Origin of the sequence: Enterobacter cloacae complex sp. SHL018, assembly GCF_049237905.1 — a bacterium.
GTDB lineage: Bacteria > Pseudomonadota > Gammaproteobacteria > Enterobacterales > Enterobacteriaceae > Enterobacter > Enterobacter hormaechei_C.
The window spans coordinates 209,375-221,163 of the sequence record NZ_JBMKJE010000003.1 but is presented as its reverse complement, the minus strand read 5'-3'; the positions used below and the strand labels follow the sequence as shown (position 1 = coordinate 221,163).

The following is an 11,789-nucleotide window of genomic DNA, read 5'->3' as shown; positions in this document are numbered from 1 at the left end:
GAATTGTGATCGAATTAAAAATTCATTGACTTAAGGGGCTCGATCCTTTAACCCTAAAAGAATAGAGCACAGACAGATAATAATGACAGAGTACACAACATCCATGAAACGCATCAGCATCACCACCATTACTACAACCATCATCATTACCACAGGTAACGATGCGGGCTGACGCGTACAGGAAAAACAGAAAAAAGCCCGCACCTGAACAGTGCGGGCTTTTTTTTCGGCTAAAGGAAATGAGGTAGAACCATGCGAGTGTTGAAGTTCGGCGGTACGTCAGTGGCAAATGCAGAACGTTTTCTGCGTGTTGCCGATATCCTGGAAAGCAACGCCAGGCAGGGGCAGGTTGCCACCGTGCTCTCTGCCCCGGCCAAAATCACGAACCACCTGGTGGCGATGATTGAAAAAACCATCGGTGGTCAGGATGCACTACCGAACATCAGCGACGCCGAGCGTATCTTTGCCGATCTGCTTCAGGGGCTGGCCGACGCCCAGCCTGGTTTCCCGCTGGCGCAGCTGAAAAGCACCGTTGAACTTGAATTTGCCCAGATTAAACACGTTCTTCACGGTATCAGCCTGCTTGGTCAGTGCCCGGACAGCATCAACGCGGCGCTGATTTGCCGGGGTGAAAAACTCTCTATCGCCATCATGGCTGGCGTGCTGGAAGCGCGCGGTCACCACGTGACGGTCATCGATCCGGTTGAAAAACTGCTGGCTGTGGGCCACTACCTTGAATCCACCGTCGACATTGCCGAGTCGACACGCCGTATTGCGGCGAGCAAAATCCCGTCTGACCATATGATCCTGATGGCAGGCTTTACCGCCGGTAACGAGAAGGGCGAACTGGTGGTGCTGGGGCGTAACGGCTCTGACTACTCCGCTGCCGTGCTGGCGGCCTGTTTACGCGCAGACTGTTGTGAGATCTGGACTGACGTCGACGGCGTTTATACCTGCGATCCGCGCCAGGTGCCGGACGCCAGGCTGCTGAAGTCGATGTCGTACCAGGAAGCGATGGAGCTTTCCTACTTCGGCGCTAAAGTTCTTCACCCGCGTACCATCTCCCCGATTGCCCAGTTCCAAATCCCTTGCCTGATTAAGAATACCGGTAACCCTCAGGCGCCGGGCACGCTGATTGGCGCCAGCGCGGATGAAGATGACCTGCCGGTGAAAGGCATTTCTAACCTCAATAACATGGCGATGTTCAGCGTCTCCGGCCCGGGGATGAAGGGCATGGTCGGCATGGCGGCACGCGTCTTTGCCGCTATGTCCCGCAACGGGATCTCCGTGGTGCTGATCACGCAGTCTTCTTCCGAATACAGCATCAGCTTCTGCGTTCCGCAGGGTGATTGCCTGCGTGCCCGTCGCGCGCTGGAAGAAGAGTTCTATCTGGAGCTGAAAGAAGAGCTGCTGGAGCCGCTCTCGATTCAGGAGCGTCTGGCGATTATCTCTGTGGTCGGCGACGGCATGCGCACCCTGCGCGGTATCTCCGCCAAATTCTTTGCCGCGCTGGCGCGGGCTAATATCAATATCGTGGCGATTGCCCAGGGCTCATCAGAGCGTTCCATTTCCGTTGTCGTGGATAACGATGACGCCACTACCGGCGTGCGCGTGGTGCATCAGATGCTGTTCAACACCGACCAGGTGATTGAGCTGTTCCTGGTGGGCGTCGGTGGTGTCGGTGGCGCGCTGCTGGAGCAGGTGAAGCGCCAGCAGGAGTGGCTTAAGAAGAAACATATCGATTTGCGCGTTTGCGGCATTGCGAACTCGAAAGCGTTGCTGACTAACGTCCACGGTCTGAATCTGGAAAACTGGCAGGCGGAGCTGGAAGAGGCGAAAGAGCCATTTAACCTGGGCCGCCTGATCCGCCTGGTGAAAGAATATCACCTGCTTAACCCGGTGATTGTTGACTGTACCTCCAGCCAGGCGGTGGCCGATCAGTACGCCGACTTCCTGCGCGAAGGGTTCCACGTGGTGACGCCAAACAAAAAGGCCAATACCTCGTCGATGGATTACTATCATCAGCTGCGGCTGGCGGCGAGTAAGTCGCGCCGTAAGTTTCTGTATGACACCAACGTGGGCGCGGGCCTGCCGGTCATCGAGAACCTGCAAAACCTGCTGAACGCGGGCGACGAACTACAGCGTTTCTCCGGCATCCTCTCCGGCTCCCTGTCGTTTATCTTCGGCAAGCTGGACGCAGGGATGAGCTTGTCGGAAGCCACCCGCGCCGCGCGCGAGCTGGGCTACACCGAGCCGGATCCGCGCGACGACCTCTCCGGCATGGACGTGGCGCGTAAGCTGCTGATCCTGGCGCGCGAAACTGGCCGCGAGCTGGAGCTTTCGGATATCGTGATTGAGCCGGTGCTGCCAGCAGAATTTGATGACAGCGGTGACGTCAGCGCCTTTATGGCCAGGTTGCCGCAGCTTGACGACGCCTTTGCCGCACGCGTTTCGAAAGCCCGTGATGAAGGTAAGGTATTGCGCTATGTTGGCAACATTGAAGAAGACGGCGTCTGCCGGGTGAAGATTGCCGAAGTGGATGGCAACGATCCGCTGTACAAGGTGAAAAACGGCGAGAACGCCCTGGCGTTCTACAGCCATTATTATCAGCCACTGCCGCTGGTGCTTCGCGGCTATGGCGCAGGGAATGATGTGACGGCGGCAGGCGTGTTTGCCGATCTGCTGCGTACCCTGTCATGGAAGTTAGGAGTTTAAGATGGTTAAAGTATATGCCCCGGCTTCCAGCGCCAATATGAGCGTCGGATTTGACGTGCTGGGCGCGGCGGTCACGCCGGTGGACGGTTCGCTGCTGGGCGATACGGTTACGGTTGAGGCGGCAGAGCGCTTCAGTCTGAATAACATCGGCCGCTTCGCCAGTAAGCTGCCGTCTGAACCGCGCGAGAATATCGTTTATCAGTGCTGGGAACGCTTCTGTCAGGAGATCGGCAAAAACGTGCCGGTCGCCATGACGCTGGAAAAGAGCATGCCGATTGGTTCGGGGCTGGGCTCGAGCGCCTGCTCGGTGGTCGCCGCGCTGGTGGCGATGAATGAGCATTGCGGCAAGCCGCTGAACAACAGCCGTCTGCTGGCGCTGATGGGCGAGCTGGAAGGGCGCATCTCCGGCAGCATTCATTATGATAACGTGGCGCCGTGCTTCCTTGGCGGCATGCAGCTGATGATTGAAGAAAATGGCATCATCAGCCAGCAGGTGCCAGGGTTTGATGAGTGGCTGTGGGTGCTGGCCTATCCGGGCATTAAAGTGTCTACCGCCGAAGCGCGTGCGATCCTGCCGGCGCAGTATCGTCGTCAGGACTGTATCGCCCACGGGCGTCATCTGGCGGGCTTTATTCACGCCTGCTACACCCGTCAGCCGCAGCTGGCGGCGAAACTGATGAAAGACGTCATTGCCGAGCCGTATCGCACGAAGCTGCTGCCGGGCTTTAACGAAGCGCGACAGGCATCCATGGATATCGGCGCACAGGCGTGCGGCATCTCCGGCTCCGGCCCGACGCTGTTCGCCTTATGCGACAAGCCAGACACCGCGCAGCGCGTGGCGGACTGGCTCTCTAAACACTACCTGCAAAATCAGGAAGGCTTTGTTCATATTTGCCGTCTGGACACGGCTGGCGCACGAGTACTGGGATAACGAATGAAACTCTACAACCTTAAAGATCATAACGAGCAGGTCAGCTTCGCGCAGGCGGTAACGCAGGGGCTTGGCAAAAATCAGGGGCTGTTCTTCCCCCACGACCTGCCGGAATTTCAGCTGACCGAAATCGATGAGCTGCTGAAGCAGGACTTTGTCACCCGCAGCACCAAAATTCTGTCTGCCTTTATCGGCGACGAAATCCCGCAGGAGCTGCTCGAAGAGCGCGTGCGTGCGGCGTTTGCTTTCCCGGCGCCGGTGAAGCAGGTGGAGCCTGACGTTGGTTGTCTGGAGCTGTTCCACGGCCCGACGCTGGCGTTCAAAGATTTCGGCGGTCGCTTTATGGCGCAGATGCTGACCCACATTAGCGGCGACAAACCGGTGACCATTCTTACCGCGACTTCAGGCGATACCGGAGCGGCGGTGGCCCATGCGTTCTACGGCCTGAAAAACGTCCGCGTGGTGATCCTCTATCCGAAAGGCAAAATCAGCCCGCTTCAGGAAAAACTGTTCTGCACCCTTGGGGGCAACATTGAAACCGTGGCGATCGACGGCGATTTCGATGCCTGTCAGGCGCTAGTGAAGCAGGCCTTCGATGACGAAGAGCTGAAGGCGGCGCTGGGGCTGAACTCTGCCAACTCCATCAACATCAGCCGTCTGCTGGCGCAGATCTGCTACTACTTCGAAGCGGTGGCGCAGCTGCCGCAGGACGCGCGCAATCAGCTGGTGGTTTCCGTGCCAAGTGGGAACTTCGGCGACCTGACGGCAGGCCTGCTGGCGAAATCACTCGGCCTGCCGGTGAAGCGCTTTATCGCCGCCACCAACGCCAACGACACCGTGCCGCGTTTCCTGAAGGACGGAAAATGGGCGCCGAACGCGACTCAGGCCACGCTCTCCAATGCGATGGATGTGTCACAGCCTAACAACTGGCCGCGTGTGGAAGAGCTGTTCCGCCGTAAGGTCTGGCGTCTGGGCGATCTGGGTTACGCAGCGGTGACGGACGAAACCACTAAAGCCACCATGCGCGAGCTGAAAGCGGTGGGCTATACCTCTGAGCCGCACGCGGCGATTGCCTATCGTGCCCTGCGCGATCAGCTTCAACCGGGTGAGTATGGCCTGTTCCTCGGCACCGCCCATCCGGCCAAGTTCAAAGAGAGCGTGGAAGCGATCCTGGGGGAAACGCTGCCGCTGCCAAAAGAGCTGGCCGATCGCGCCGACCTGCCGCTGCTGTCTCATGAGCTGCCCGCAGACTTTGCCGCGCTGCGTAAGCTGATGATGACCCGAGCGTGATTGTGCTGCCCGGTGGCGGCTTCGCCTTACCGGGCCTACAACGGCGAACTCATCGTAGGCCGGGTAAGCGCAGCGCCACCCGGCTTTTTTGTGAAGAAATTAAGGAGAAAAACAGCAGGAAAAAAGCAGAAATTCCCAATAAATGCGGTCACTTAGCGTTTAGGATTGCAGAGAATAACATCCCCCGTCCCCATCACGTACTCTCCTTACATCGGCCCACGTTGGGCAAGAAGAATAAGGAGTCACCTATGTCTACACTGAAACCTGCACTTATCGCGCTTTCACTGATGCTGGTCGCTCCCATGGCGGTGCAGGCAGCTGAGATCACCCTCGTGCCAGCGGTAAAACTGCAAATTGGCGATCGGGATAATAACGGGCACTACTGGGATGGCGGCCGCTGGCGCGACCATGACTGGTGGAAAGCGCACTATGACTGGCGCGATAACCACTGGCGTCCGCACGATGAACATCGCGATCGTGACGATCACCACCGTCATGACGATCGTCGCCCGGGCCCGGACCGGAAGCACCATTAACACAAACCCCGCCAGCTGGCGGGGTTGTCTTTTTATTGCTCGTGACGCTTAAACACCAGCTCGTTTTTTCCTGACGATGCCTCGTCGAAAAAATACCCTTCACTGTTAAAGCCAGTGAGCTGCTCTGGCTTCGTCAGACGGTTTTGAATGATGAAGCGGCTCATCAGACCGCGCGCTTTTTTGGCGTAGAAGCTGATCACTTTAAATTTGCCGTTTTTCTCGTCGAGGAACACCGGCTTGATAATGTCCGCATCCAGCTTTTTCGGTTTCACCGATTTGAAGTACTCATCGGAGGCCAGGTTGATCACCACGTTGTCCCCCTGGGCTTGCAGCGCCGCGTTAAGCTTGTCGGTAATGACATCGCCCCAGAACTGGTACAGATCTTTACCTTTAGCGTTTTCCAGGCGGATACCCATCTCCAGACGATACGGCTGCATCAGATCCAGCGGTCGCAGCACCCCGTACAGGCCGGATAACATGCGCAGATGCAGCTGGGCAAAATCGAAATCGGCTTCGCTAAACGTTTCTGCTTGCAGGCCAGTGTAGACGTCACCTTTGAAGGCCAACAGCGCCTGGCGGGCGTTGGCGGGCGTGAAGTCAGGCTGCCACTCATGAAAACGGGTGGCATTCAGGTCGGCGAGTTTATCGCTGATGCTCATCAGCGAAGCGATTTGCGGAGCCGAAAGCTTACGCGCCTCGTGGATCAGCTGTTGCGAGTAGTCCAGCAATTCCGGCTGGGTATAACGCTCAGTGGCGAGCGGGCTCTGGTAGTCGAGCGTTTTGGCAGGTGAAATCAGAATCAGCATATCCAGTCCTTGCAGGAAATTTAGAGCGACTTTAACAAAAAATCGCCCTGAATTGATCGATAGCTGTTATTGCCGCGGCAAATCATCCCAGGTGCCAGGGGCAATTTGTGACTCGATTTCGGGATAGCGTGAGGCGTCAAAGACGGGCTGTACGCCGAGCTTGCGCTGACGCAGATAATCGCGCGCGATCAGCGCCACAACCGGTGAAAGCAGCAAAATGGCCGTCAGGTTCGTGATGGCCATCAGCGCCATAATGACGTCCGCTATTTGCCAGATCATCGGCATGCTGAGCAGGCAACCTACAAACACCATCGCCAGCACGCCCGCGCGAAGGATGTTGCGGGCCAGACGCGAGTCAACTTTCAGGAAGATAAGGTTGTTTTCGGCATAGATATAGTTCACCGCAATGGAACTAAAGGCAAAAAGTCCCACGACAAGTGCGACAAGGCCCGCGCCCCAGCCGCCGACGAGGGAGACCAGCGCCTGTTGTACCCAATGAATGCCTGCCGTACTACCGGACGGTTGTTCAGCGGCACCGGCCAGCAGCATTATCATCGCGCTGGCGGAGCAGATAACAATGGTGTCTGTGAAGACGCCAATCATCTGTACAATGCCCTGCGCGGCGGGATGTGGGGGCCAGGATGCGGCCGCTGCGGCGGCATTCGGCGTGGAGCCCATTCCCGCTTCGTTGGAGAACATACCCCGCTGAAAACCCGCAGTGAGTGCCTGGCTAAGGGTGTAACCCAGCGCGCCGGAAGCCGCTTCGCGCCAGCCGAACGCGCTTTGGAAAATGGTGACGATGACGTTCGGCACCTCGTCGATATGTATCGCGCATACCATCAGGCTGGTGGACACCCACAGCAGCGCCATCAGCGGAACCAGCCACTGCATCAGGCGGGCAACCCCTTTGAGCCCGGTCACAATGGTCAGCAGGGTGAGAAGGGCAAGCGCGCCGCCCGTCAGCCACTCCGGACAATTGAAGGCAAAGCGCAGCGCGTGGGCGACGGAATTTGCCTGAACGGTATTGAAAATAAGGCCATAGGCAATCAGCAAAAAGATCGAGAACAGAACGCCCATCCAGCGCATTCCCAGCCCGCGAGCCATATACCAGGCGGGACCGCCGCGAAACTGACCTTTGCCGTCTTTTTCTTTGTAGAGTTGCGCAAGCGAGCATTCAGCAAAGGAGGTGGCCATACCGATAATCGCCGTCACCCACATCCAGAATACCGCGCCCGGACCGCCCGCGCCGATCGCCAGCGCGACACCGGCCAGGTTACCGCTGCCGACGCGCGCGGCCAGGCTGGTACAGAGCGCCTGAAACGAGGTCAGGCCGCCCGGCTGTGGGGTGACGCTGTTTTTCAGACTTCTGCCAAATTTGCGGATATAGCGAAACTGAATCAGACCGCTGCGCCACGTAAACCAGATACCTGCTCCTGAAAGCAGGTATATCATGATCGAACCCCAGAGGACTTCGTTGATAAAGAAAAAGAAATCAGGCACTAACGTCCCTCTTGTTGATGCCAAAGTGAATATGTAAGCGCTACCACTGATTGTGCATGCTGTTACTTAGCAGCCTGTTAATATTCTGAGTTTATCATACTCTGCCTAAGCGCACTGTCTGCGGTTGCGCTGCCTCTCACTCGTGTTATCATCAGGGCAGACCGGTTACATCCCCCTAACAAGTAAACCTGTCATTTTTCCGCTGCTGGCAAGCTGTCGGTAGTGTGAATTATCCAGGGCACGTTAAAAGAGAAACACTATCATGACGGATAAATTGACCTCCCTTCGTCAGTTCACCACTGTCGTCGCTGACACCGGAGATATCGCGGCAATGAAGCTGTACCAGCCGCAGGATGCCACAACCAACCCTTCTCTGATCCTTAACGCCGCGCAGATCCCTGAGTATCGCAAACTGATCGACGAGGCGGTGACCTGGGCAAAAGCACAGAGCAATGACCGCGCGCAGCAGGTTGTGGATGCTACTGACAAACTGGCAGTGAACATCGGTCTGGAAATCCTGAAGCTCGTTCCTGGCCGTATCTCTACCGAAGTTGATGCTCGCCTGTCCTACGACACCGAAGCGTCTATCGCAAAAGCAAAACGCCTGATCAAACTGTACAACGATGCGGGCATCAGCAATGACCGTATCCTGATCAAACTGGCGTCTACCTGGCAGGGCATCCGCGCTGCTGAGCAGCTGGAAAAAGAAGGCATCAACTGTAACCTGACTCTGCTGTTCTCCTTCGCGCAGGCGCGTGCATGTGCCGAAGCTGGCGTATACCTGATTTCTCCGTTCGTGGGCCGTATTCTGGACTGGTACAAAGCCAACACCGACAAGAAAGAGTACGCGGCGTCTGAAGATCCTGGCGTGATTTCAGTGACTGAAATCTACGAATACTACAAACAGCACGGCTATGAGACCGTTGTTATGGGCGCAAGCTTCCGTAACGTCGGCGAAATCATCGAGCTGGCTGGCTGTGACCGCCTGACCATCGCTCCTGCGCTGCTGAAAGAGCTGGCAGAAAGCGAAGGTGCTATCGAGCGTAAACTGTCCTACACCGGCGAAGTGAAAGCACGCCCTGAGCGCATCACCGAGTCCGAGTTCCTGTGGCAGCACAACCAGGATCCAATGGCCGTAGATAAACTGGCGGACGGTATCCGTAAGTTTGCTATCGACCAGGAAAAACTGGAAAAAATGATCGGCGACCTGCTGTAATCATTCTGCGTGACCGGGTTCCCGGTCACGCGTCTTTCCCCCGCCTCTGTCTGAATTTTCTCTCTGCGTGTATCATTCCCTTTAATCAGTACTTTTTGAATGGAATGGATATGAATACCTTACGCATCGGCTTAGTGTCGATTTCTGACCGCGCCTCCAGCGGTGTTTATCAGGATAAAGGCATCCCTGCTCTGGAAGAGTGGCTGGGCAGCGCGCTCACTACCCCGTTTGAGATCCAGACTCGCCTGATCCCGGACGAGCAACCGATCATCGAGCAAACCCTGTGTGAACTGGTGGATGAGATGAGCTGCCACCTGGTGCTGACGACGGGCGGAACCGGCCCCGCGCGCCGCGATGTAACGCCGGACGCGACGCTGGCTATCGCCGATCGTGAAATGCCGGGCTTCGGTGAGCAGATGCGCCAGATCAGTCTACACTTTGTCCCGACGGCCATTCTTTCCCGTCAGGTCGGGGTGATCCGCAAACAGGCGCTGATCCTGAACCTGCCGGGGCAGCCGAAGTCGATAAAAGAAACGTTGGAAGGGGTAAAAGCCGAGGACGGCAGCGTTATCGTCCACGGTATCTTTGCAAGTGTACCGTATTGTATACAACTGCTTGACGGTCCGTATGTGGAAACTGACGGCAATGTGGTAGCAGCATTTCGCCCTAAAAGCGCTCGCCGCGAAACAATCTCCTGAAATTCTTTAAAATGTGACATTAGCGCCAGCCGCGGTAGCGTGTAAATGGATTTACGATATAGTAATTTTTTCTTTACGATTGCTGTAAAAAATAATCCACAACACATGCACAATGGTTCGCTATGTCACATAACACCCGACCTCTGAATCGACAGGACTACAAAACCCTCACGCTCGCTGCCCTGGGCGGCGCGCTGGAGTTTTACGACTTCATCATCTTTGTCTTCTTCGCCGCCGTTGTGGGGGCGCTGTTTTTCCCGGCGGATATTCCGGAATGGCTGCGTCAGGTACAAACCTTCGGCATTTTCGCTGCCGGCTATCTGGCGCGTCCGCTGGGCGGCATTGTCATGGCGCACTTTGGCGATCTGGTCGGGCGCAAGAAGATGTTTACCCTCAGCATCCTGCTTATGGCCGTGCCGACGCTGGCGATTGGGCTTTTGCCTACCTATGAGTCGATGGGCATTATCGCCCCGTTATTGCTGCTGCTGATGCGTATTCTCCAGGGCGCGGCCATCGGCGGGGAAGTGCCGGGCGCCTGGGTGTTTGTCGCTGAGCACGTCCCGGTGCGCCGCATCGGCATTGCGTGCGGAACGCTGACCGCAGGGCTGACGATCGGGATCCTGCTTGGCTCCGTGGTTGCAACCATCATCAATACCAGCATGACGCAACAGGCCGTTCACGACTGGGGCTGGCGTATACCGTTCCTGCTGGGCGGGGCGTTTGGGCTGGTGGCAATGTACCTGCGACGCTGGTTGCAAGAGACGCCAATATTTCTGGAAATGCAGCAGCGGAAGGCGCTGGCGCAAGAACTGCCGGTGAAAACCGTAGTAGTGCGGCATAAAAAAGCGGTAATGGTGTCGATGCTTCTGACCTGGCTGCTGTCTGCGGGGATCGTGGTGGTCATTTTGATGTCGCCGGTCTGGCTGCAAAAACAGTACGGTTTTGCGCCTGCCGTGACGTTACAGGCGAACAGTATCGCGACAATTATGCTCTGCTTTGGTTGTCTGGCCGCCGGGCTGGCGGCGGATCGTTTCGGCGCAAGCGCGACCTTTATTGTCGGCAGTTTGCTTCTGGCCGCGTCGAGCTGGGCATTTTATCATCTTGCGGGCACCCATCCTGAACAGCTGTTCCTGCTGTACGGTGTCGTCGGGCTGTGCGTGGGCGTCGTTGGCGCCGTACCGTACGTAATGGTCCGCGCCTTCCCGCCGGAGGTACGCTTCACTGGGATCTCTTTCTCTTATAATGTCTCGTATGCCATTTTCGGTGGGCTGACCCCGATTGTGGTGACGGTGTTGATGGGGGTGTCACCCCTTGCACCTTCGTGGTACGTGCTGGCGTTATCGCTGATGGGACTGGTTTTGGGGGTGTGGCTTCGCCAGTCAGAGGGACGTCGTGCCCGCGACGCGGGCACGACAGAGGGATCAGTGTTTTTCACCAATCGGTAGAATGGTGCGGTCGAACTGCTCGTTCAGCACTTCACCCATGGCCAGGTAGATTGCGCTTGCGCCGCAAACCAGACCTACCCAGCCGGCAATGTGAACGATGCCTTCGTTATCCGCCAGGTGACCGATGGCCAGCAGAGCGAACAGTACGGTCAGGCTCAGGAAGACGAATTGCAGTGCGCGGTTCGCCTTAAGGGTACCGAAGAACATGAACAGGGTGAACACGCCCCACAGTCCCAGGTACACGCCCAGGAAATGGGCGTTTGCCGCCTCTGCCAGGCCCATTTTAGGCATCAGCAGAATTGCGACCAGAGTCAGCCAGAAGGAACCGTAAGAGGTAAAGGCGGTTAAGCCGAAGGTGTTGCCTTTCTTATATTCCAGCAGGCCCGCAAAGATCTGTGCGATACCGCCGTAAAAAATGCCCATCGCCAGGATAATGCCGTCCATCGGGAACATCCCGATATTGTGCAGGTTCAGCAGAATGGTGGTCATGCCAAAACCCATCAGGCCCAGCGGAGCCGGATTAGCCAACTTAGTGTTGCCCATAAGTCCTCAAAAAAATCATCATTAATATGGTGAAATGGTTAAACCCGCGCCAGTTCTACCTGACGGGGCGCGGCATCATAATGGGCGGCATCGACGCCGTCTATGATCT

General features: G+C 56.8%; 11 protein-coding genes and 1 other annotated feature. Of the genes, 8 read left to right on the top strand and 3 right to left on the bottom strand.

Features of this window, described 5'->3' with window-relative positions:
* Window positions 1-103: 103 nt before the first annotated feature.
* From thrL to ACOTY5_RS14140, 5 genes are all read left to right on the top strand, one after another.
* Window positions 104-172, top strand: coding sequence for a thr operon leader peptide (gene thrL / locus ACOTY5_RS14160; RefSeq protein ID WP_015572623.1), 69 nt, complete (start codon window positions 104-106; stop codon window positions 170-172).
* Window positions 111-228: a sequence feature (Thr leader region), on the top strand. It overlaps the preceding gene by 62 nt.
* 24 nt (window positions 229-252) lie before the next feature.
* Window positions 253-2,715, top strand: a complete 2,463-nt coding sequence (gene thrA / locus ACOTY5_RS14155) for a bifunctional aspartate kinase/homoserine dehydrogenase I (RefSeq protein WP_045141629.1) — start codon at window positions 253-255, stop codon at window positions 2,713-2,715.
* A gap of 1 nt (window position 2,716) precedes the next feature.
* A complete protein-coding gene (gene thrB, locus ACOTY5_RS14150) occupies window positions 2,717-3,646 on the top strand; it encodes a homoserine kinase (RefSeq protein ID WP_022650380.1) in 930 nt (309 codons plus the stop codon).
* 3 nt (window positions 3,647-3,649) lie between these two features.
* Window positions 3,650-4,936 carry a threonine synthase gene (gene thrC, locus ACOTY5_RS14145; protein WP_015572626.1) on the top strand — a complete coding sequence of 429 codons (1,287 nt, stop codon included), beginning with the start codon at window positions 3,650-3,652 and terminating at the stop codon, window positions 4,934-4,936.
* 248 nt (window positions 4,937-5,184) lie between these two features.
* The gene (locus tag ACOTY5_RS14140; protein WP_015572627.1) at window positions 5,185-5,472 is read left to right on the top strand and encodes a DUF2502 domain-containing protein; all 288 of its coding nucleotides are present in this window, start codon (window positions 5,185-5,187) and stop codon (window positions 5,470-5,472) included.
* Window positions 5,473-5,504: 32 nt separating this feature from the next.
* On the opposite strand, the gene yaaA is transcribed toward ACOTY5_RS14140, so the two are convergent.
* Window positions 5,505-6,278: a peroxide stress protein YaaA gene (yaaA, locus tag ACOTY5_RS14135; protein ID WP_015572628.1), complete on the bottom strand. Its 774-nt coding sequence runs from the start codon at window positions 6,276-6,278 to the stop codon at window positions 5,505-5,507.
* A 66-nt stretch (window positions 6,279-6,344) separates the two neighbouring features.
* On the bottom strand, window positions 6,345-7,778 hold the full coding sequence (locus tag ACOTY5_RS14130) for an alanine/glycine:cation symporter family protein (protein WP_017383821.1): 1,434 nt from the start codon (window positions 7,776-7,778) through the stop codon (window positions 6,345-6,347).
* A 262-nt stretch (window positions 7,779-8,040) separates the two neighbouring features.
* On the opposite strand from ACOTY5_RS14130, the gene tal reads away from it, so the two are divergent.
* The 3 genes from tal to ACOTY5_RS14115 all read left to right on the top strand — a co-directional run bounded on the left by tal (window position 8,041) and on the right by ACOTY5_RS14115 (window position 11,137).
* On the top strand, window positions 8,041-8,994 hold the full coding sequence (tal, locus tag ACOTY5_RS14125; RefSeq protein ID WP_003856481.1) for a transaldolase: 954 nt from the start codon (window positions 8,041-8,043) through the stop codon (window positions 8,992-8,994).
* A gap of 110 nt (window positions 8,995-9,104) precedes the next feature.
* The gene (gene mog, locus ACOTY5_RS14120; RefSeq protein WP_017383820.1) at window positions 9,105-9,692 is read left to right on the top strand and encodes a molybdopterin adenylyltransferase; all 588 of its coding nucleotides are present in this window, start codon (window positions 9,105-9,107) and stop codon (window positions 9,690-9,692) included.
* Between the two features lie 122 nt (window positions 9,693-9,814).
* Window positions 9,815-11,137 (top strand): MFS transporter, encoded by a 1,323-nt coding sequence (locus ACOTY5_RS14115; protein WP_045141628.1) that lies wholly within the window; start codon window positions 9,815-9,817, stop codon window positions 11,135-11,137.
* Here the strand turns inward: ACOTY5_RS14115 and satP are convergent.
* Entirely contained in the window at window positions 11,114-11,680 is a 567-nt protein-coding gene (satP, locus tag ACOTY5_RS14110) for an acetate uptake transporter (RefSeq protein ID WP_421631942.1), read from the bottom strand. The two genes, ACOTY5_RS14115 and satP, sit on opposite strands and share 24 nt — an antisense overlap.
* Window positions 11,681-11,789 lie beyond the last annotated feature (109 nt).

What these genes read in the sequence shown, in the direction of transcription:
- thrA (WP_045141629.1), top strand. Translation starts at nt 253, where the DNA reads ATGCGAGTGTTGAAGTTCGGCGGTACGTCAGTGGCAAATGCAGAACGT.
- yaaA (WP_015572628.1), bottom strand. Translation starts at nt 6,278, where the DNA reads ATGCTGATTCTGATTTCACCTGCCAAAACGCTCGACTACCAGAGCCCG.
- ACOTY5_RS14115 (WP_045141628.1), top strand. Translation starts at nt 9,815, where the DNA reads ATGTCACATAACACCCGACCTCTGAATCGACAGGACTACAAAACCCTC.
- thrC (WP_015572626.1), top strand. Translation starts at nt 3,650, where the DNA reads ATGAAACTCTACAACCTTAAAGATCATAACGAGCAGGTCAGCTTCGCG.
- tal (WP_003856481.1), top strand. Translation starts at nt 8,041, where the DNA reads ATGACGGATAAATTGACCTCCCTTCGTCAGTTCACCACTGTCGTCGCT.
- mog (WP_017383820.1), top strand. Translation starts at nt 9,105, where the DNA reads ATGAATACCTTACGCATCGGCTTAGTGTCGATTTCTGACCGCGCCTCC.
- ACOTY5_RS14140 (WP_015572627.1), top strand. Translation starts at nt 5,185, where the DNA reads ATGTCTACACTGAAACCTGCACTTATCGCGCTTTCACTGATGCTGGTC.
- thrB (WP_022650380.1), top strand. Translation starts at nt 2,717, where the DNA reads ATGGTTAAAGTATATGCCCCGGCTTCCAGCGCCAATATGAGCGTCGGA.
- satP (WP_421631942.1), bottom strand. Translation starts at nt 11,680, where the DNA reads ATGGGCAACACTAAGTTGGCTAATCCGGCTCCGCTGGGCCTGATGGGT.